Origin of the sequence: Francisella marina (assembly GCF_008369785.1) — a bacterium.
Lineage (GTDB): Bacteria > Pseudomonadota > Gammaproteobacteria > Francisellales > Francisellaceae > Francisella > Francisella salimarina.
On sequence record NZ_CP043552.1, the window covers coordinates 1,459,039 to 1,481,751 of the forward strand.

A 22,713-nucleotide genomic window follows, 5' to 3' on the forward strand; every position below is an offset into this window, starting at 1 on the left:
TATGCAGTATAACTATTTTAATTATCCTAATGAGAAACTGCCTCCATATGGGTCTGTGATGTACTTTGCATATCGTAAATTGGATACTGATAAACAACAAATACTTTATTTACTAGATCAGATAAAGTCTCAAATTATTTCATGCACAGAGCTATATAATAATTTAGAGATTGCCAATGAAAAAATGAATTGGTGGCTAAAAGAGGTAAATAACTTAAATAATGATAAAAATATTTCGTCTCCTCAACTAAAAAGATTAGCTGACGTTTTTGATGCTAAAATTTTATACAAACATTTAGCAGATGATATAGGTACATCTATAGATAGTAGTAGCGCTACAGAGAGAGATTTTAATCAGCACATATCTAATAATTTTTTGGGTATAGAAACTTTGAAAGCTACATATCTAAATGATTTTGCAGCAATTGATGAATCTTTGATTAGACAAGTTAATATTAATAATGAAATAATAAGACATATTTTCTGTATGCCTAAACATTTTTATAATCAAATTTCTTTTGATAATAAGATTGCACCAACTATGACTAAAGATGATTTTAGAAATATAGCTAATCAATGGTTGCAACACTACAAAAAGATAAGCTTGAGCAAAAAGCTTAAGCCATTAGAGAAAGTCAATAATATTCACTATAGAATGATAAAAAAATATATTAAGAAAGTTGATAATCCCTTTAGAGAGACATTACACTTTTCCCCATTAAATTTACTATTTTACTCAACTTAAAGATAGTGCTAGATGACACCCAAATATAAACTACTCTTACTCTTTTCATACTTACTTAGCATAAATCTAGCAACTGCAATCCCATCAACCTACCCTTATACAGGGTCTACAGAACAACCAGACTTCAAGTATGATAAAAATCTAAGCCCCTATGTTAGTAACTATGGTCCACTCTATAATCAACAATATCAACCTATTAAAACAAACTCTTCTCCTTATCAAGTCAACCTTCAAGGTCAAAATAGTCCAGCAGGATTTTATACTGGTATTAGCAAAAACTTTACCTTCTAATTTTTCAGTTTACCAAATAACTCTATTGCTAAATAGCTCAATTAAAGTGTATATTCTAAATTACCTGTGTATTTTTTAAAAATAGGAAAACTTATAATGGGGACGATTAATTCGAAGAAAATGTCACTAATGAGTGCGGTACTTATAGGTGTGACATCAATGGTTGGCTCTGGATGGTTATTTAGTGCCCAACTTACAGCAAAAGCAGCAGGAAACTGGGCTTTCTTAGCTTGGGTACTAGCATCAATTATGATTATGATGGTTGGTCTATGTCTAGCTAAAGTTGTTTCTGTATTTCCAGTAAGGGGTGCTACTACAAGATCAAGCGCCCTCTCTCATAATAGCCTTTTTGCTATGCCTTTTTCATTTGCTAACTGGTTTGGTGTTGTAGTTATGATTTCTACAGAGGCTCAAGCAACTACCCAATATTTGGCCGGGCTAAAAAGTTTTAGCTGGTTGATGGACGGCGGAGTAATCTCTACTTATGGAATGATATTATCATTATTTATTCTTTTTCTTTATCTGATTATCAACTTCTACGGTGTAAAACTATTATCAAGTGTTAACAATGGTATAACCATATTTAAGATGACAGTACCTGCAATTATAGTTTTTATATTTATCATCTACGCATTTACACATAGTGGCGAACATCATAGCTTACTATCCCCAGAAATACCTAATAATAATTTCACAGCCTACAATGCTCTTACTGCAATTGTCGCTGGTGGACTTGTATATACATTTAATGGCTTCCAAATAGTTGTTGCCTACAGTAGTGAAATCAAAAATCCTTCTAGAAATGTTCCTATTGCAATAATATTATCACTAACAGTAGTTTTAATACTCTATATTGCTTTACAATATGCCTTTATGGAGGCTGTACCTCATAGCTACCTTATAGAAAAAGGTGGTTGGGCAGGACTAGATTTTGAGTCTCCTTTACTACAGGTTGCGACAATGATAGGACTAGGATATATTGCAGTACTACTAATCATTGATAGTATTGTTAGCCCTTCTGCAACTGGCTATAGTTATCTTGGTGCTTCTTCTAGAATGTTATATGCAATGTCTGCTGAAGGTCAAATGCCAAGATTTTTTGCGAAAATAAATCAAAAAGTTAATATTTCGAGAAGATCACTGATTGCTAACTTTATTTTATGTGCAGTATTCTTAATGTTTGCTGATAACTGGGCTGCTTTGATGCTATTTGTCACGGGTTTCAATATTATAGGTTATATGGCGGCTCCTGTTAGTATGGGCGCTATTGCTCCTAAACTAAGAATATTCGGTCTAGTTGTATTTGTACTTTTAACTCTTCTATTAAATACAGTTGATATCCTGTCAAATATTTATCTTGGTGTAATTCTCGCTGTACTGGTTATTATATTCTGCTTTTTTGAATATAAACGTGTCGGTATCAAAACTCTAATGATACTAGTACTTCCTTTTATAATATTTATATGTGCCACAGCTCCTATTGAGAACTATATAGTTAATGCTATTGTGGGGGCTATATTCTATATTATAGTTACTGATAAGCGTTATGTTGCATATTGTAAAGAAACAGCTAATAAAGATAATATTGTTGAAGATTAAAATATCTCAATTATCTAACTAAAATCCTCATCTTACCTAGCTTGTTATAAGCGAACATTTTAGCTAAACTCTAGGTCAAATTAATATTTTGAATAGCTAAAAAATGTTAGTAGATAAGCTAATTAGTCTTAAAACAGCTATAGATGTAGTTAATGATAATAAAAACAGCTCTTTTGGTTACGCTATAAAGAATGCTAAAGGACAAGTAATAACTTGTAATCGCATGTTCTTAGAGTGCACAGGAGTGGCTAGTTTGAAAGAGCTACAGGGTCTATCAGATCAAGATATAGACCTGTGGAAAGATGATGTCTATGACTATGCTATAGGAGAGAAGATATCGATTGATTCAAAATCATATTATCTTTCGACTGAATCTCTAGCAAATCAAACAAGTATTGAACCAATAACAATTCTAACAGAGAAGATTCCATTTTATGATGAAGATGGTAAAAACTATATTTTGGTCAGAATTAAGATTCTAGAAAATAATGATTTAACCAAATGTAGAATTTACACGCTCAATGATGCTCCAATAATTGAGTTTAAATATTATTTTGAAACATTGAAATTCACATCTAAAGAATACCGTATTCTTAAATATCTAATTGAACACAACCTAGAATATAGCCAAATAGCAAAACTGATGAATTATACTCCTAGTTCGATAAAAGCTTGTATTTCAAAGATGTATGACAATCTTAATATATATTCTAAAGACTATAGAAAACTAAACTTTTTACGCTCATTATTAAAATATATGTTCCTACCAGAGCTAAATAAGGAAATTTCAAAAATTATAAGATTTTAATTTTAAACAAAAAAACTAGGAGATAAAAATGAATCAATCTACGCAGTCAAATAATAACCCTGTTACTAATTTTCTAAAAAAATTTATAAGCTTTGAGAATTTTATTACACCAACGATTATCGTTTTTATTTTTTGGCTTAGTATTATTGGAGTGTGTTTAAGCGGTTTAGCAGCTATATTTTCGGGTTATATTTTATCCGGTATTCTAGAGATTATTTTTGGTTCAATTTTCGCTAAAATTTTTTGTGAAATACTTATGGTACTTTTTAAGATTAACGATAGTCTCAAAGAAATTGCAAAAAACACTCGTAAATAATCTATAACGGATCTCTCAAATGCTTGTTACGCCAATAAACAAAAAGCATAAATAATGAGCAAACGAATAAAAATCCGCATAAATATAATCCTGCATAAGTTAATGAATCTATACTTACCAAATTTTTCGGCATAACAAATCCTGCTATCATGGCAACTAAGATACCTAAAATACCCATAATACATAAACTATAAAAAACTAGCTCATTGTGTATGATAGTCTTTTTTGATGTTCTTCTAAGTCGTAAAGCTGCTAAAAACATCAAAATATACATAGTCAAATATACTTCTGTATTAAGTGATATTAGCACCCAATAAAAAGAGTTCATATTATCCACCATAGTTATCGTCAATGATAATCCAATAACAATTAACCCTTGTATGTACAAAATATTACTAGGAACACCATAATTATTATTTGTAGAAAATCTCTTTGGTAAGTAGCCCCTTTCAGCAGCTTGGCGCAAACTCACAGCGGGACTTAAAGCCCAACTGATAGCCGAGCCAAATGCTCCTAAAACCAAACCAATACTAATCAAAGGCATTGCTGCTGGTAAGCCTAGCCTTTCAAAACCAATCTTAAAAGTCTCAAAAAGACCATTATATAAACTTATAAAACCAGCTGGAATTAGAAAAGCTATAGTCAAAGCTCCCAAAAACATCATTAATACAATAAATATTACAGCTAAGAAAATTGCTCTCGCAAATGTCTTCTGAGGGTCTTTTAGCATCGGAACATATACCGAACATAACTCTATCCCCAAAAAAGAAATAATAACTACCGTTAATGCAGATATGTCTTTCAGTGCTGATAGGTTAAATGATATCTGTGATACTTTAAGCTCCAGAGGATACCCTTTTACCAACCAAAAACCAAGAAATATAAAAAGTACTAAAACAGGAATTACTACTCCAAGAATCATACATATAAACGATACTATGGCAGATTCTTTGACACCAAAATGATTAATAGCCATTATTAACAAATACAAAGTTACCATAATACTAGCGATAGCTGGAGGACTCACGAAACCAAACACAGAACATATAGTGGATGACATAAATAGCAAACTAGCAGGAAACCAGATTACATTACTACTCCACTGTGCCCAAATTGCAAACATACCGGCATTTTCACTAAGACCTTTAGAACACCATTGGAAGATTCCATTTTGATGCTGATCGGCAAAATTTGCACTAAGTTCAGCCGAAATAAATGCTACAGGTATAAGAAAAAACACAACACCAATTATAAAAAATAATGGTAAATACTCGCCAAATACAGCTAAAGAAGGCAAATTTCTCACAGAATCTACTGATATAATTATCAAACCTGTTAACATTAATAGAGATAGACTATTTTTCATCAACATTGATCTTTTATGAATTTAAGTCCTATAGTAGAAATAAATAGCAAATTAGTAAAGTCAAATATTGAGTATCTACGTAATAAAAATCCTCACTCAAAAATAATGTTTATCGTCAAAGCTAATGCCTATGGCATAGGTATAGAAAACATCTATAAGGTAACCAATAATCTAGTTGATGCTTACGGTATAGCTCGCATAGAAGAGTACTATGTTTTAAAGAGTTTAGACTGTACAAAAGATATAATTTTCCTAAGTGGTATATATGCAGAATGCTTTGACTTTAAAATACCTAAAAATGTTATTCCTATACTTAGTAATGAATTACTAATCAAAGACTATATAAAGTATGAAGATGATAAGTCAAAACAAGTTATGCTTGATTTTGATTGTGGTATGGGAAGGTTTGGTTTTTATAGAGATGACTTTATAAAACATCTTGATATGCTAAAATTTTCCGGATTTTCAAACATAATATTATTCTCACATATTCCAACAGGCTATAATGGCTATGATAGATCTAAAAAATATATTGATAAAATTCTTTCGTTAGCTGAAGAAACCAAACTTAAATATACTTTTTCTAACTCACCAGTTTCTCTTTTTGATACCGATTTTCAACAAGAGTATATTCGTTCTAGCTCGGCAGTATTAGGCTATGACCAAGAACCTAAAGAAATCAAATTTAGCTTATCTCTTAAAGCTTGTATTATCTCTATCAGAGATATCCCCAAAGGAGAATATATAAGCTATGGTAATGAATATTTCTGTAATAAAGATACTACTGTAGCTATTTTAAATATTGGCTATGCCGATGGTTTAGGTTGTGAAATTCATCATGACTCATATCTACTTATTAATGCTACTAAGTGCCCTATCCTATCAATAAATATGGATTATTTATACGTAGATATATCAGCAATTAAACATCAACTAAAAATGCTTGATATGATTGAACTATTTGGACCTAATAGCTTGAGCTTAAAACAACATGCCAATATGTACAATATAACTAAAGATGAAGCACTCACTAAGCTTAACGCTCTGAGAGTAAGAAAAATAGTACAATAAGAAAATATAAAGTCAAAGCTTTATATATTTAAGAAACATCAAATAATAAGCTTAATATTTCGCGCAATATAGATAATTCACACCAGAAAACAGCAGTAGATTTTTGATTTGAATCATTAAATTATTAGAATTCATTTATCAATTTTTAACAAGCCTTATCAAATTCTAATATACCCGCACACACGATGCTTAATATATAATTAATCACAACTCAAATAAAAAATATTTGAGCTAAATAAGTAATAACAATTACTTAATAATTATTAAATAATCTTAAAAATTATAAGGAAACTAAAAATGAATAATAAGATAAAAATCTTATCAGCATTTACCTTAACTTTAATGGGATCTTTAGCTTTTGCTAATTGCAAACTAGAAGATGTACAAAAAGGTTGGACAGGTAAAATAACTTTTAGCTGCGATAAAAATACGAATCTAGAGGAAAATCCTATCTCATTTAAATTGAGCAATGGTGTAGAAGTTGGTAGTATTTGGGGTATCGGCAATGCTAGTATGACTCAGTCAAATGGAGGAGTTATATCGATTACTTCTAAGCAATGGAGTGGTCAGCCAACTATTGTTACAGCGGGTAGTACTGCAAGCTTCAGTTTCTCTCCAAGCGCTCCTGTATTTAATGTTGAAAGCTTTTCAGTTGGTAATGGTGGTAGTGACGACCCTGTTGATCCTACAGATCCAGAGGATCCAGTCGACCCTATTGACCCAGTAGATCCGATTGATCCTCCAAGTGGAGATTATCAGAACTATGTTGCTGGTACAAAATATGAAAGTGGTACTATAGTCTCTGCTGATGGTAAATTATACAAATGTAAAGCTAGTGTCGCTGCTTGGTGTTCGAGCGCTGCTGGGTGGGCTTATGCTCCAGGCTCTGGTACTGCTTGGGAGACTGCTTGGGATTTATACGATCCTAGCAATCCTGATGAGCCGGTTGATCCTACAGATCCTGATGAGCCAACTTCTGATGAATATGTTACGACTCAAGCTAAACTTGATGCAAAAGAAGCTGAATTAACAAGTGGAACAGTTTTAAGCCAAGTGAAAGAGTCTATTAAGACAAGAGATAACAGTGTGGTTGAAGCTGTAACTGCAGGTAACCCAAATAATCCTGATAATGTTAAAAGAGTTGAAAAAATATTCACAGAAGTAGCTATAAAAGATAATGCCATTGAAACAAAATCTGCTGAAGGTGTATGGAATTATATGTTCCCAGAACGTTCGCCAGAATATACATATGAAAACTTCCTAAAGGCAGTGGCTAAATTCCCAGCATTCTGTGGTACTTACATAGATGGTAGAGATTCAGATGCTATTTGTCGCAAGTCTCTAGCTACTATGTTTGCTCACTTTACTCAAGAAACAGGCGGACATACTAGTTGGTGGGATGTACCAGAATGGCGTCAAGGCTTAGTCCATGTACGTGAAATGGGATGGGATGAAAATATGCGTGGTGGTTATAATGGTGAGTGTAATCCAGATGTATGGCAAGGTCAAACTTGGCCATGTGGCAAGTTTGAAAATGGTGATTTCAAATCTTACTTCGGACGTGGTGCAAAACAGCTAAGTTATAATTATAACTATGGGCCATTCTCACAAGCTATGTTTGGTGATGTAAGAGTGTTACTGGATAATCCTGGTATGGTTGCTGATACATGGTTAAATTTGGCATCTGCAGTATTCTTTTTTGTATACCCACAGCCACCAAAGCCATCTATGCTTCATGTTATCGATGGTACTTGGCAACCAAATGCTGCTGATAAAGCAAATAACCTAACACCGGGGTTTGGTGTAACTACGCAAATCATTAATGGTGGTGTAGAGTGTGGTGGTAGTGTAGAAGTTGCTCAATCTATGAATCGTATAGACTATTATGGTAACTTTATGAAATATCTTGGCTTGAATATTCCAAGCACTGAAGTTCTGGGTTGTAAAGGTATGAAGCAATTTGATGCTAATGGTGCCGGTGCTACTGAGATTTACTGGGAGCAAAACTTTGATCATTATGCTGATAACCCAGGTGGTAAATCGTTTGCCTGTAAATTAGTTGGCTATCAAACACCATACTCAGCATTTACGGAGGGTGACTATACTAAATGTGTTAAAGCTCACTTCCCAAATATTGTTATAGAAGGATAATCTTTTCTTAAATCTCAATCTCCATTGAGATTATCTTCCATTTTTCTTTTAAACTAGGAATATCAATATATTCTTCTATAGTTTTCTCAAATCCTATAGCTTCATAACATTTAATTGCTGAGCTATTAAAATCAAAAACTCTCAAGCTTATGCTTTGTAAACCAATAGATTTAGCAAATTCTAAAAGCTTTTTGATCATTAACTTGCCAAAGCCTTTTGCTCTATATTGCTCATATATTAGTAACCTACCTATAGAAGCTTTTTTGTTAGCCTGATCTAATCTAATTATTTGACAATGTCCAATTGATTTACTCTCATCATTTATAACATTAAAGAGTAAGTTTAATTTATTATCCATAGTTTGTTTTATCTGAAGGTAATCAAGAGGAAATTGATAATTAATACCACCAAACTGATATAAAAAACGAATGTCATACTCCTTCAATTCAGACAAAAGATCAGGTATATTGTTTTCTGTAAATTTTTCTAATTTAATCATATACGCCTGATTTACAAAAGTTTTTTAAGATCAATTATTTTTAAAATCACTATCAATAAGGGTGGTACCATCATTAATAATCCAAATAAAAATTGATTATTAAGGCTAATACTAGAAACAAGCGATGATGAGATAGTTGTAACAGCTATCTGTATAAATCCAAATATTGCCGATGCTACGCCAATCTCTGTGTGTATATCCTTATAAGCACAAATGTAAGTAGCTGTATACTGAAAGACATTCCCACAAAAGGCTAAAGCACATAATACAACAATTACCTTAGCATCTAATCCAAAAATAAAATATGATAAAGCCAGTAATATACCACTTAATGCAGAAAAAAATCCACAATAAAGTATTACCTTATCCATATCTAGTTTACTAATCTTATTTTTAAAGATTATTAAAAATATTGCTGAGGGTATAATTACTGCTGCTGATAAAAATGAAAACTCAACAGCAGAAAATCCTAATTTTACTTGGAAGAAAAATGGTGAAAGTGTTGCAAACACAAAAACAAGCGATAACGCCAAACCACTACATATTGCGTTAAGGACAAAAACTTTATGAGATAATATTTTCTTATATGACTCTAGAAGCTTGTAATTGCTTTTTGGAATAGCTTCTAGATGTAAATACTTAACAATCAAAACTGTAATCGCAAGTGCCATTATTGAATGTAAAGCAAAATTACCACGCCATCCAATAGTCTCTTGGATAATTCCTCCAGTAATCGGGGCTAGAGGTGGCGTTAATGAAACTATACTAGTGATTACAAGACTAGCTTTCGCAAGTGATTGACTATCACTGAAAACATCTTTCATAATTGCACGAAAAGATACAAAAGAACTACCCATTCCGACCCCTTGCAAAAAGCGAAAAAATAGCAACTGAGATTCACTCTGAGCTAACATACAAAGTATACTTGCAATACAAAATACAAAATAACCTGCTAGCAATGTCGGTTTGCGTCCATATTTGTCTGATAAATAACCAAACCCAAGCATAGAGCACGTCATACCAAAGAAATATATCCCGACAGTTAACTTGATATCTTTTGCAGCAGCATGAAAATAGTCAGCAATATGAGGTAATGACGGTGTAAAACTATCAGTAGCAAATTGTGACATCAAACCAAAAAGACAAATTATGAGAATAACTGTTTTATCAGATGATATTTTTTTAAAAGGATCATTAGGCATTCACTAATCCTAAATTTTAAAAAGATTGAATTCTGAGGAGATTATAGACTAAATATTAGCTTTGGAAATATTTTTTAAATGAATCTTTATATTTAACTAGTTCATCATAAGTAAGTAAAAACACACCATCACCACCATCAGCAAAGCTTAACCACGTAAAAGGAATATCAGGACACATCTCCATAAGAGCATACTGACTATTGCCTACCTCAACGATCAACACTCCCTTTTCTGTCATATACTGATCAGCTTCAAGAATTATTCTTTTAGCTAAGTCTAACCCATCATCTCCAGCCTCTAGAGCAAGTTTAGGTTCATAATGATACTCTTGTGGCATACTATTTAAATCTTCTCTATCAACATAAGGAGGATTTGAGACAATCAAATCAAACTTTTGGTCCTGAAGACTACCAAATAAATCAGACTTAACAGCTTTGACCCTATCACCTAACTGGTGCTTTTTGATATTATGATTTGCTACAGCTAAGGCATCATCAGATATATCAACCAAAGTTATATTTGCATCTTCAAAAACATTACTACAAGCGATGCCTATACAGCCACTACCCGTACATAAGTCCAATACATTATTAACATCATCAATATCATTAATCCATGGTGAAAACTCATTACGTATAAGCTCAGCTATTGGTGAACGAGGAATAATAACTCTCTCATCAATATCAAACTCCATACCTGCAAACCAAGCTTTTTTTAGAATATATGGTAAAGGTCTGCGCTGACAAGCTCTTTGATAAACATAATTAATAATTATTTTTTTCTCTTCTTTGAGCAATCTTGAGCCTACCATATTGCTATCAATATCATGAGATACATTTATTGCACTAAGTACAAGGTGTACAGCCTCATCCCAAATAGATTCAGAACCATGACCAAAATAAACATTATTTGCTGTCATCTCTGAGATTGTCCAACGGATATAGTCTCTAATTGTATGTAGATTATCTATAATATCTTGTTGTTTTTCACTTGAATACATCTATTAACCTTTCTTCCATGTAGTACCAGTTGCACTATCTTCTAATATTATTCCCTGATTCTGAAGCTCATTTCTAATCTCATCAGCTCTAGCATAATTTTTATCTTTTTTAGCTTGAGCACGCTCTGCTATAAGCTTCTCAATTTCGCTAGCATCTACATCATCACCCTGCTTGAAGTAATCTTCTGTATCAGTAAATAAAATACCCAATACATCACAAAGCTTGCGTAGTAAAAATGCATAACCACTAGCTTTATATTTATTTATTGTTTTTAATGTATTTATCTCTTTAGCCAAGCTAAATAGAACTGCTAAAGCTTCCGGAGTATTAAAGTCATTGTCCATAGCTTTGATAAACTTCTCTTCATACTCGTTAGCATCATCAGGCAAATTTATCTCAACTGGCTCTATATCTCGAAGAGCATTAAACAGCCTTTCGACAGACGCTTTGGCATTATCAAGATTCTCTTTCGAATAGTTGATTTCACTTCTGTATACAGTAGAAGCCAAGAAATATCTTATAACTTCAGGATGATATTCTTGTAATACCTCTTTAATAGTAAAAAAATTATTCAAAGACTTTGACATCTTCTCTGCATTAACTTTTACCATACCAGAATGTAGCCAATAATTTACATATTTACAATCATTACAAGCTTCTGATTGAGCTACTTCATTTTCATGATGTGGAAATCTAAGGTCTGAGCCACCAGCATGAATATCAAAAGTATCACCCAAAATCTTCTTTGACATTGCTGAACACTCTATATGCCAACCCGGACGACCAGCACCCCAAGGCGACTCCCAAGCAGGCTCACCCTCTTTTGCTTTTTTCCAAAGTACAAAATCCATTGGGTTTTCTTTTTCTTCAACAACGTCTACTCTTGATCCTTGCTCAAGAGCTTCGAGATTTTGCTTACTCAATTTACCATAATCAGCAAACTCAGCTACTCTATAAAACACATCTCCATTTGCACCTTGATAAGCAAAGCCTTTCTCAACGAGAGTTTCAATCATAGCTATCATTTCTGGGATGGTTTCTGTTGCTTTAGGTTCAAAAGATGGCTTAAGAATATTAAGTTTATCAAACACTTCATGCATTGCTTTAATATTTCTATCAACTAGCTCAGTAGTAGATTCACTATTTTCTTTAGCTCTTTTGATAATTTTGTCATCTATATCTGTAATATTACGCACGAATGTAACATCAAAGCCACGATACTTGAAATATCTATTAATAACATCAAAAGCTATGTATGTTCTAGCGTGACCGATATGACAATCATCATACACTGTAACCCCGCATGCATACATCTTAATTTTATTAGGCTCAATTGGCTTAAATTCTTCTTTTTTACCAGATAATGAGTTATAAAAAATCATATAGTAATTATCCATATCATAAGTCTTATATCATAAGCTATCAGTATAACTAAATTTTAGTATTTTTGGAAAAAATCTTAACTGTCCAAGCTCTTATGGACTATATTTAGATATGGATCAACATTAGTCAACTCAGCAAGAGCCTCACAACCACCGCTACTAGCACAACCATCTTCAAAATAAACTCTACTACCACAGCTAGAGCTTACTGTACAGTTTAAGCCATCATCTAACGCATATATCCTACCATCACTAGCTCTATGTATTTGATAATTTGATCCAGTAGCTACCAATCTACCAATAGTCGAATCATCTGTAGGATTCATGAGATAAATATAACTATCCGTAATGACAAAAATCACTCCATACTTAGCTATTATCTTTTGTATTTCTTCTCCCGGAAATGGTTTAGGAGGTAATTTTGTCAGAGATGATCCTAGACTATATAGATATTTATAATAACTATCTCCATTGAAAACTATAATATACATCTGTGTAGTATTCTTCTTAATCATGATTGGCTTCTGGCTTGGCTCTGCTGATAACGTATCTTTTGTTGTTGATGAGCCACCTCCTGTACCTAATAAGTAAGTACCTAGTCTATTAAAATCAAAGATATTAACTCCTTGGAATATCAGAGGAACTCCAGCATCTAACATAAACATAGTATCAGGAATCACAACATGAACATGTGACTCATCAAAATCTGTAGATCCAGTTGTAAAAGTATCTGATAAAATTGCTGTAAAAATCCTAGTAATACTATCATAAGTAGATCGATATACATCTAAGTCATAATTACCGTCACGAGGCATTTTTCTTAATACTAGTGGCTTAGGAACCTGATTATTAAAGTCATGATACCAAGTAACTAATATAATATTACCTTCAGGATCACTCCCAGCGCCACCATCATCGCCACCATCTTCATCTCCTGAATCAACAGGTCCTACTAGATCCCATGCAGATGACCACGCACTTCCTGTACCTGGTGCATAGTACGATGCAGCCGTACTAGAGCACCATCCCCATTCTTTACAACTATATAAATTCTCTCCAGATATTACAATATCTCCGTTTTGATACGATGTCCCTGCTGAGTATGTTGGATAACTATCCGAACCTCCTCCCTCACTAGGAGCACCACCAGACTCAACAAGATCCCATGCTAATGACCATGCACTTCCTGTACCCGGAGCATAGGCGTCAATATTAGCTTGAGCATCACTAGAACACCACGAGACAACTTTACAACTATATAAATCACCACCTGAATTAACTACATCACCAACTTCATAATCTGTACCTGGCGAATACGTAGGAAAGTTTGAAGCATACCCTCCTGGTAAATCAGCGATAGCTTGCCAGTTAGATAAATCTTGTTGTGCTTGTGCCTGTCCTGCCACAAGGTTTCGTAGAGTTGTAGAAGAGGTGTATACTTTATTGCCATCATATATAGCTAAAAATATACTCCAACGACCATCTTGTAGATCCCAACCAATAGCCAAAGTATAGCTGAGAAGTGATAAGTCATTTGGTACAGTAACATTAAAACTACCACCAGCGTTACTTATAGTTAAAATACTGCTGTTTTTATGGATATAGCCTATATAACCTCTTTCTAAATCTTGTAATCTACCCTCTTGATCTAACTTATAGCTTGCTAGAGTTCCGCTCATACCAGCTACATTGACAAATGGTACATTTACTGGAAAATAATCCTCGTCATAGCGATTCATCAAAGTGCCCGGCAATGTGTTATAAACTAAACTCCTAACATACCTTGAAACATCTCCTTCAAAGAATTCATGCGAAATATCATAACTTATCACATAAGGGATTCCATAATAAAGTTCGGAATTAGTATTATGATGATCAAATCTAGATGTAACAGAATTCGATGTTGTTAAAAACCTAAAATTATCTACTGTTTCATCATGATTCTCAGTAAGATCAAGTGCAGCAGGTATACTATTAAAATAGCCCTCATCAACATGCAAACTTTGTTTTTCATTAACGATAGTTTCTATTGCCAAAGAATCCATTCTAAAATTATATGCAAGTGCTGATATTACTACCAATATAACAAAGGCAAATATTAAAGATGCTAATAATGCTGAACCTTTGATATTCTGATACATAGCTAACCCTTATAAATTAATTATTCTGCTAAATGTCTGCTCACCAATACTAAATGATATTCTTAATGCTGGCGAATTAGAGCCACTTAAATCTAGTTCTGAAGGAATGCTATTCCACGTCAAAGTACTATTAGCAACTGTCGCCGTTTCAATTTGTAAATTTTGCACACCTCTAACTAACTCATAAGATATTCCATTAGAGTCACTATCCTTGATATATACGTATAAAGAGAAAATGGCTTGCCCAGATTCATCTACAGCACCACTATCTCGTATGTATAACACTTCTAAAGAATATCTTCCAACATAGTCACCTGGATAATAATCACTTCCTTGAGGAGACTCTGATAAGTTAACAACACTACTACCACTACTTATGCTAGCAACTTTTAACAAATTAATATCATTTTTATTACATAGGAGCAAGTAATCTCCCGCTGAAATATCCTCCACCGAGTCTAAGGATAAGTTTGAGCTAAGAGAGTTTACATCAGTAAGAAAAGTCCGAGACTCTTCTCTTTTTATCATGATATAATCTGTACCAGGCTGAAAACACTCACCTGAACAACCAGTCTCAAGAGCTTCAGAGATATGATCAGACGTTGCCAAAGGTAACTGGCCAACTCGAATCATTGAAGAGTCATGAAAAAAATCATCTAAAGAATCTGATGTTCTATCATGATACGTTTGATTCTGACTACCAAACTGACATGCAAATCCTGTTCTTTTAATAAAATTATAAAAAATACTCTTAACCTGTAGTTCTTTAGCGTCAGCTGTAGTTTTATCTTTATACTCCTGATAAGAATTTTTAACTCCTATATAAGTACTAATTAAAGCAGTTAGTACCACTATAGCTATCACAGTAGCTACCAGAAGCTCCGGTAATGAAGTCCCAATTATTTTACGCCTATTAAACTTCAAATTCATATATTACCTAGCTATAAAACACACCATGAAGGTAGTAAATCACCATCAAACCCACCAACTGCTACACAATGCCAAGTTAATCCTTCTGAGGTAACATCAGCATCTGTTCTAAGCTCTATCCTAAGAGCGACATTTGCTTGATCAATAGGAGGATTATCCATTGGTACAGTACTAGATACCGCGGTAGTTCCAACATTTAACAACACATTTGTTATATGTCCTGAAGAAATCATTGTACTACCCCCATCATCTAAATAATCTCTTCTAGCCTGTTCAACGGCTGCTCTGAGTTCAGGGCTCTCATCAAGGCGAGTCGCTCCAGCACTACGATATATCTCCCATACGGCAGCCATATAAGGACCGAGAACCTGAGTTATCGCATCATTTGCTGGTGTAACTGCTGAATATGTTCGTTTAACCGCCTGTAGCGAATAATCTGGATTAGTAGCAACAAACTCACGTATTGCACTACTTCCATCATCAACTCTTGAGAAAGTAATATTACCCTGCGCACTATCATCAAAATTTCCTGTTAACATATAGTTGTCAACTCTAGCCTCTAACTCATCTACAAGCTCAACTTTTTTTTCGGATAAAACAGCATTCGAGAGTATATTGCCAATCGCATAGAAAGCCGCAATAAGAACAAATACACCTAGTAATGAAGCAATTAGAACTTCAAGAAAGGTAAATCCTTTATATTTTTTAGTATTTAAGTTCTTTTTGTACTTTCTCAAGATATAAATCACATCAGCATTTCTATATAGATAACTAATATAATATCATAAAAATACTTATCTATCCTTTACTAAATTTAATATTAATCTAATTTTTGGTAAATAATGCCAAAATTTAGATAACCCAAAACTTTTTGTAATGATTTATGATTTTCTAAATTATTTTGATTTAGAAGCTTTATCCTGCCATCACAATCATCATCTAATGTACATTTGAAGCCATCTTTAATTGCAAAGATATCTTTTGATGTAGTTCTATAAAACTGAAGATTATTACCACTACTTTTTTGAATTTTGTATGAGTTTTTTACAATCCCACCCCAAAGAACCTCATAATTCAAGTTACTATTCTTTTTCACAGTTATTTTTAGTTTTACTGGTTTATCTTTATATGCAAAATAATCAAAGTCGATAAACAAAGTTTTTTTTGAGATATTTAAACTAACTCTTTTAACATTTTCAGCAATATCATCAACAGAGTATTTAACATCTGCATTTGCAAGATCTATTGAATCAACATCAACACCTTTTCCAATTAGATAAAAAACAATTTTATTATCATCAAGCGATATTTCCGCATCACAACTAAACTCTAAAAATCCCTTATAGCCACTCTGATTATCAATAAGCTGACAACTACTAGCATATACCAAATTAGAGACCAGAAAAAAAATAGATACTAATACAACATATTTTAGCTTTATCAAGTTATTCACCTATATCTCAACTGTCTCAATACGCTCATTATTAAAGTCCTCTATATAAACTTTCATCCTAGTAACTATAAACTTTAGACTGTATTTAACTATTATATTTTGGATTTTTTCTTTAGGATATCTTATTACTTTTACAACTCTAATGAGCCTAGTATTATTAGTATATAAATACTGATAATAGTGATCCCCATTATAAGTCAAAATATAACTACTATATTGATTTTTCCTAACAATTATAGGAGGGTTCTCAACAACTTTACCTAAATCAACCTCTTTTTTACTAGCCTTGAAAGAGTTATCCAAACCATAAACTATTAATTTATTTCCAATGAATAGATACAGTAAGCTTTTTGAAAGAGTTCTACTTGGGTCTAATGCCTGTACATAAATATTACTATTATTAGTTTCCTCATTCGCATTTATTATATCTTTTATCAAAACTGTATATCTACTATTAGACTCGTCATATTCAACATCTTGAACAATAATACTCATACTACCTGAACTATCTCTACGTGTAGATAAAACTACCAAACTAGGTTGCGACTCATCTAATTGATAGTACCAACTTAATGCTGCTATATCCTTAGGTGTATTAATTATTTTACATGGTGTTGACAAATCTAAAACTGCCTTAGAAAAATTATTTGTCAGATAGCTTAGCCTAGTTTTGAATATATACAAATGCTGCCTATCGTATATGGCTAATAATACGTGCCAATTACCTTTACGAAGCTGCCAACCAACTTTAATATTATAATTTTCAGACAAATCTAAATTTTTCAGATTTATAATTTGGATATTATTATTAATCGATAGCAACAGCCAATCATACTCTTTTTTGATGTATCCTATATAGCCTCGCTCTGAGTCACTAATCTCCTGATTTGTATTAAGTCTATAAAATTTCTGTGAACTACTCATTCTTGCAACATCAACATACGGAACATTAATTGGTATCAAAGATGAGTGATAGTCAGTCATCGAATGTTTTGGTAACTCTTTATAGATTATTTTCTTAGTTAACATTAGCTTATTTTTATAAAAAAGCTTATGCTGCATATCCATACTTATTGCCGTCGGCTCCGAATCATATAGATTTACCATAGTATTACTATTAGAGAAAATAGCTTGTCTATTACGCTGTAACGCATTTTCTATGAGATAATCGCCGAATTCAGAACTTCCTGTAGCTATAGCTCCTTTGCGAGATACTTCTTGAATATATTGCTGCTCCACCGTTGATATTATTTCTTGTGACTGGAGACTTTTTATGCTCAATAAATTGTACCTAACAATATATGCAAGGCTTGATACTGTAACTAACACCACAAAGGCGAATATCATTGCAGATAATAATGAAGATCCTGATTCCCTTATCAAACTCACTAAACGAAAATATTTCATAACAAAACTACTTTATCATAATACTGATTATCCAATTTAAATGATATTTTTAGTGCTTTAGCTCCTATTTCATTCAAGCTTGTATCTTGATATATTTCTTTCCAAGAAAGATTCTTGTTATCTGAAACAACATAAGTTAACTTAAGATCAGAAACCCCTTCCACGATGGGATATACTGTTGCATGAGCTTGACCATTTTTAACTAACATATACAAAGAATACTTATATTCACTTGGTTTCTTAGGATCGACTGTAGCAGCTGTAAAAAAAATTTGAATATTTATCTTACCTATATAATCACCCTTGTTAAATTCAGTAGCTGGCGCTGAGGCAAGTCTTATTTGTTTTGTTTCATTATTAGTGCTAGATATTTTAACAATATCTATATAGTCATTATTACAAAGTGCTAGATAATCACCATTCTGCCATTGCTGAGTTTTGTCTAAATACAAACTTAAATTTAATGGTTTTTGCGTAAGTTCTGCAGATGAGTTTTCTGTTTTAACCATCAAGTAGTCTGTACCAGAATGGAACAAAAATTTTTGCTTAGAAGAGTTTTTCAATAAATTTTCTATGGTCGATAACTTTCCTAATCTAACTGAGTAATTATCGTAAAAAAACTTAAATTTACGAGGGTCTTCTCCAGTTCTATTGACATAAAGTTGATGATCTGATCCATATTTACATGATAAACCTGCATTTACAATAGCATCAGAAAGCACTTTCTGCGCTGAAATAACTTTTATATTTTGCTCAATATTAAGCTTTGCTTTTTGATAACTCCTTTTTGTAGACACATATATATTGACTGCCATCGTAATCACTATAATAGAAATAGTGATACCAACCATGAGCTCAACTAGCGTAAAGCCTGAAATCAGCCGATTCCTATGAATTTGACACATATTTCATAACTTCCTTAGAAACACAAATATCAAAATTCTTATTTTTAGCGATAAATTTGATCATTTTAGGATTACTAACTCTTTTCTGAAAAAAATAATCACTACTAACTGCTTTAGTATTAAATTTACCAGTTAAAACATAAATAGCTATTTTTTTATCTAACTCCTGTATTAGTTGTGTTTTCTTTTCTGCTATTACTGAAGTGGTTATCGAGGAATTTATTATCAAAAATGATGATGATAAAACAAACAAAATCAACCCTGATGAGATTATACTCTCAACCAAAGATACTCCTTTTTGTTTGTTAGTTTTATAGAACCTAAAGTTAACCATTTAATCATTTTTTCTTAATAAAATTTCTGCCATATACTAACACAGCTATTTTTTTAAGTCACTTTTTCATGCTTTGAATTTTAGGCATCCTACTTAAGCTCTAGAATAACCTCTTCTAGAGAATTACCCTCAAACCTATACGGTCTAATATAAAAACTCTCCTGCTCCCATACATCATCTATTGTTGGCTGATGCCCAAATAAAGCAATTAGCAAATCAATAACAGTATCTACTGGATATTCAGAAAGATCAACATCTGCTAATTTTTCTATTGCGTACACAGGTGCCTGAGCCTTTATCAAGAATTTGTTATTCGCTAATGTTACCCATGGCTCTTTAACAAGATGGAATTCATCAGAGATTCTACCAATCATTATTGTTAATAAGTTATCTAACGTAATAAACCCTATAGGTTTATTTTTTTTATAGACTAATGCAAAGTGAGGCTTACCTTGCTGGAATTTTCGCAAAACATCAATTAATTGATCATGATGAGACACTTTTAATATCGGCCTTAAACTCTCTTGCCGTAAATCATTATCTAATGCACACAGAATATCCTTTGTATGAATTACCCCAATAATATTACCTTTATCTCCTTGATAAACAGGATATCTCGTATAAAGATTGTCTTTGACCACTTCGAGCTTTTGTCTAACTGATGAATCATAATCAATAACTACCATCTCTTCTATAGGCCTCATAGCATCGATTGCCTGTAGATGCGAAAACTCAACCATTCTTAATAAAATATCTCTATGCTCTTCTGTGAGAGGTTTTTTTAGGTGGCTACTTTTTAAAATAATTTTGACCTCATCTGTAGTATACCCATACTCAGCCTCTGCCACAGTGTCTAAATTAAATAACTTCAAAAGCTTGTTTGCTGTAATATTTAATATCCAAATAAATGGAAACATTAACCAATAAAAAACATATAGAGGTATACAAGTAAGCAAGGATAGCCTTTCAGTTTGCCTGATAGCCATTGACTTAGGCATAAGCTCGCCGATCACTATATGCAGAAATGATATAATTGCAAACCCAATTGCAAAAGCAATAATTCTTGAAAGATTCCCTGTAACTCCAAAAAATACAAAAACTGGCTCTAATAGTTCAGAAAAGGCAGGTTCTCCAACCCATCCCAAACCTAATGAAGCTAGTGTTATACCAAATTGACAAGCAGAAAGATAGATATCTATATTGCTATGAACCTTGTAAAGTATTCTACCCTGTAATCCATTTCTCTTACTTAAAACCTCAACTTGCGAACTTCTTATCTTAACTAATGAAAATTCAGCTATAACAAAAAAAGCATTAAGAAGGACAAAACCAAAGGCCACAATCAAAAAAATAAGATTATCATACTCCATCATCAATATTACTCTAGTATTTCGCCCTACCTAATACTAACACACACAGTATAGTATTTAAAAAAAGCAATATACTTGGCAACATGCATAACAAGTATAGATAAAAATCTACTTGGCTATAAAGCCTAGAAATAGAATATATTGCTATTGAAAGACCTAAAATAGAAAAGCTTAATTTACCAAAATTATCATAGATAACCTGAGTCCAGCCTTCAACCTTATCAAAAACCTTACTTGTTGGTTTCCAGCCTTGGGGTTTATTCAAATAGTAGTTAATCTCAGCTTTTATACCACACCAAAATACAAATGATGATAACATAAACATCGCTATATAAATCTGAGAAATTTTACTTATAAAATTACCTTTAATATTTCCATATAAATAATACCATACACTCAATATAACTAATGGGATAAGGGTAACATTTACTATTGATACAAAAGCTACATTACTTCTTGGAAAAAGCACTAATAATAATGCAAATATTGGAAAACCTGAAGCTACAACCTTAAAAAGTAAATACAACATATCAAGCTTAACTCTAAAATTCAGATTTGAGGAGCTTATTATCTTTGACATATACTTATGCATAACTTGCATACCACCAAAAGACCACCTTAACCACATTTTCTCGAATTCTTTGAGAGATGTAGGAACCCACTCACCTGTTTTAAGAAATATCGGCTTACTATTGAACCCTGCTTCATAACATCTAAATCCAGCAGCAATATCTTCTGTTACCATCACTTGAGATCTATAGTACTCTTCCCATTTAGATGTCGCTTGTAAGGCTTGCTTACTCCAAATACCATTATGCCCTTGATAGTTACAATATCCATATTTACCTACGAACTCGTTAAAATAGCGAATTGTATTTTGGAAGATACTGGCCACTTTTGTAACTAAATTAGTGCTATAGTTAGTACTTTCTATCAAAAAGCTAACAAAACCAAGCTTAGCGTCTTTTTTGAACTCTGGTAACCCGACTTTTAATGTACTTTTAGGTAACGTTGAGTCAGCATCTAAAAATAAAACATAGTCATAGCAAATATGCTCCATGGCAATATCAAGATTGCGTGGCTTAAATCCCTCTGTGCCTTTTCTATGGATAAATTTACAGCTAACGTCACCTTTCATATTATGTTTACTAACATAGTCTTGCCATTTTAAGAAGTCTGGATGATCTAAGTCACTGTTATCAACAATTATTATCTCAAATTTATCAGCAGGATAATCAAGCTGATACGCCGAATCAAAAGTTAACTTACAAACTTCAAAAGGTTCATTACGAGTAGTTATAACTACGGAGCATCCTAACTCTTGCTCAATTCCCTCATAACTCGTACTTCTACCAAAAAGACTATCAATAAAGCAATGGATACTCAAAATAATTCTATACCCAAGTAAAAAAAAGGTAGGCAATAAAATACACAATATCAAGATGGATATGAAAGGATGAGAACCATAATCAACATTCAATATAGCTTTTGTCACAAATGTAACAAAAACAAAGCTCAAGCATACGTATACTATAGTTACAAAATTCAACCTGCGAGATTTAGATGTTACAAAAAGATAAATAACAAAACAACACAATAGTGACAACAAAGCTATACTTGCGAGATCTTCACCAGCTTGAGAAAGACCATAAAAAACTAGCAAGGCTGTTATAGATGATAACAGTTTTTTCATAAAAAATTATAGAATTCAAATGATGAGAATTTTACTTGAAAAAAGTAAC

Annotated in this window: 21 protein-coding genes; 7 read left to right on the forward strand and 14 right to left on the reverse strand. The window is 32.6% G+C overall.

Features of this window, described 5'->3' with window-relative positions:
* Position 1 precedes the first annotated feature (1 nt).
* From F0R75_RS07195 to F0R75_RS07215, 5 genes are all read left to right on the forward strand, one after another.
* Complete coding sequence (locus tag F0R75_RS07195) at positions 2-745, forward strand: hypothetical protein (RefSeq protein ID WP_149367813.1); 744 nt, start codon at positions 2-4, stop codon at positions 743-745.
* A 12-nt stretch (positions 746-757) separates the two neighbouring features.
* Positions 758-1,036 (forward strand): hypothetical protein, encoded by a 279-nt coding sequence (locus F0R75_RS07200; RefSeq protein ID WP_146421780.1) that lies wholly within the window; start codon positions 758-760, stop codon positions 1,034-1,036.
* A 96-nt stretch (positions 1,037-1,132) separates the two neighbouring features.
* A complete protein-coding gene (locus F0R75_RS07205) occupies positions 1,133-2,635 on the forward strand; it encodes an APC family permease (RefSeq protein ID WP_149367812.1) in 1,503 nt (500 codons plus the stop codon).
* A 103-nt stretch (positions 2,636-2,738) separates the two neighbouring features.
* Positions 2,739-3,443, forward strand: coding sequence for a hypothetical protein (locus F0R75_RS07210; protein ID WP_146421778.1), 705 nt, complete (start codon positions 2,739-2,741; stop codon positions 3,441-3,443).
* 28 nt (positions 3,444-3,471) lie between these two features.
* The gene (locus F0R75_RS07215) at positions 3,472-3,759 is read left to right on the forward strand and encodes a DUF4282 domain-containing protein (protein ID WP_013922120.1); all 288 of its coding nucleotides are present in this window, start codon (positions 3,472-3,474) and stop codon (positions 3,757-3,759) included.
* A gap of 1 nt (position 3,760) precedes the next feature.
* Here the strand turns inward: F0R75_RS07215 and F0R75_RS07220 are convergent, their stop codons facing one another.
* Positions 3,761-5,125 (reverse strand): APC family permease, encoded by a 1,365-nt coding sequence (locus F0R75_RS07220; RefSeq protein ID WP_149367811.1) that lies wholly within the window; start codon positions 5,123-5,125, stop codon positions 3,761-3,763.
* 15 nt (positions 5,126-5,140) lie between these two features.
* Here F0R75_RS07220 and alr point away from each other — a divergent pair, with 15 nt between their 5' ends.
* Both alr and F0R75_RS07230 read left to right on the forward strand, forming a co-directional pair.
* A complete protein-coding gene (gene alr, locus F0R75_RS07225) occupies positions 5,141-6,196 on the forward strand; it encodes an alanine racemase (RefSeq protein ID WP_149367810.1) in 1,056 nt (351 codons plus the stop codon).
* A 297-nt stretch (positions 6,197-6,493) separates the two neighbouring features.
* Positions 6,494-8,347, forward strand: a complete 1,854-nt coding sequence (locus F0R75_RS07230; RefSeq protein WP_149369185.1) for a chitinase — start codon at positions 6,494-6,496, stop codon at positions 8,345-8,347.
* Between the two features lie 7 nt (positions 8,348-8,354).
* On the opposite strand, the gene F0R75_RS07235 is transcribed toward F0R75_RS07230, so the two are convergent.
* The 13 genes from F0R75_RS07235 to F0R75_RS07295 all read right to left on the reverse strand — a co-directional run bounded on the left by F0R75_RS07235 (position 8,355) and on the right by F0R75_RS07295 (position 22,664).
* Positions 8,355-8,846, reverse strand: a complete 492-nt coding sequence (locus F0R75_RS07235; protein WP_146421774.1) for a GNAT family N-acetyltransferase — start codon at positions 8,844-8,846, stop codon at positions 8,355-8,357.
* Between the two features lie 11 nt (positions 8,847-8,857).
* The gene (locus F0R75_RS07240) at positions 8,858-10,048 is read right to left on the reverse strand and encodes an MFS transporter (RefSeq protein WP_149369184.1); all 1,191 of its coding nucleotides are present in this window, start codon (positions 10,046-10,048) and stop codon (positions 8,858-8,860) included.
* Positions 10,049-10,103: 55 nt separating this feature from the next.
* Positions 10,104-11,048: a 50S ribosomal protein L3 N(5)-glutamine methyltransferase gene (prmB, locus tag F0R75_RS07245; RefSeq protein WP_149369183.1), complete on the reverse strand. Its 945-nt coding sequence runs from the start codon at positions 11,046-11,048 to the stop codon at positions 10,104-10,106.
* A gap of 3 nt (positions 11,049-11,051) precedes the next feature.
* The gene (cysS, locus tag F0R75_RS07250) at positions 11,052-12,431 is read right to left on the reverse strand and encodes a cysteine--tRNA ligase (protein ID WP_425460470.1); all 1,380 of its coding nucleotides are present in this window, start codon (positions 12,429-12,431) and stop codon (positions 11,052-11,054) included.
* 77 nt (positions 12,432-12,508) lie between these two features.
* Positions 12,509-14,572 (reverse strand): hypothetical protein, encoded by a 2,064-nt coding sequence (locus tag F0R75_RS07255; RefSeq protein ID WP_149369181.1) that lies wholly within the window; start codon positions 14,570-14,572, stop codon positions 12,509-12,511.
* A 9-nt stretch (positions 14,573-14,581) separates the two neighbouring features.
* On the reverse strand, positions 14,582-15,502 hold the full coding sequence (locus F0R75_RS07260) for a type IV pilus modification PilV family protein (RefSeq protein ID WP_149369180.1): 921 nt from the start codon (positions 15,500-15,502) through the stop codon (positions 14,582-14,584).
* Positions 15,503-15,513: 11 nt separating this feature from the next.
* On the reverse strand, positions 15,514-16,239 hold the full coding sequence (locus F0R75_RS10265) for a prepilin-type N-terminal cleavage/methylation domain-containing protein (protein ID WP_149369179.1): 726 nt from the start codon (positions 16,237-16,239) through the stop codon (positions 15,514-15,516).
* Between the two features lie 83 nt (positions 16,240-16,322).
* On the reverse strand, positions 16,323-16,955 hold the full coding sequence (locus F0R75_RS07270; RefSeq protein ID WP_246145946.1) for a hypothetical protein: 633 nt from the start codon (positions 16,953-16,955) through the stop codon (positions 16,323-16,325).
* Positions 16,956-18,362 (reverse strand): hypothetical protein, encoded by a 1,407-nt coding sequence (locus F0R75_RS07275; protein ID WP_187985990.1) that lies wholly within the window; start codon positions 18,360-18,362, stop codon positions 16,956-16,958.
* Positions 18,359-19,267: a PilW family protein gene (locus tag F0R75_RS07280; protein ID WP_149369178.1), complete on the reverse strand. Its 909-nt coding sequence runs from the start codon at positions 19,265-19,267 to the stop codon at positions 18,359-18,361. The genes F0R75_RS07275 and F0R75_RS07280 overlap by 4 nt, the downstream gene beginning before the upstream one ends.
* Positions 19,251-19,601, reverse strand: a complete 351-nt coding sequence (locus F0R75_RS07285; RefSeq protein WP_149369177.1) for a type II secretion system protein — start codon at positions 19,599-19,601, stop codon at positions 19,251-19,253. The genes F0R75_RS07280 and F0R75_RS07285 overlap by 17 nt, the downstream gene beginning before the upstream one ends.
* An 89-nt stretch (positions 19,602-19,690) precedes the next feature.
* Entirely contained in the window at positions 19,691-20,974 is a 1,284-nt protein-coding gene (locus F0R75_RS07290) for a hemolysin family protein (RefSeq protein WP_149369176.1), read from the reverse strand.
* Positions 20,975-20,984: 10 nt separating this feature from the next.
* Positions 20,985-22,664: a glycosyltransferase family 2 protein gene (locus F0R75_RS07295; RefSeq protein WP_149369175.1), complete on the reverse strand. Its 1,680-nt coding sequence runs from the start codon at positions 22,662-22,664 to the stop codon at positions 20,985-20,987.
* Positions 22,665-22,713 lie beyond the last annotated feature (49 nt).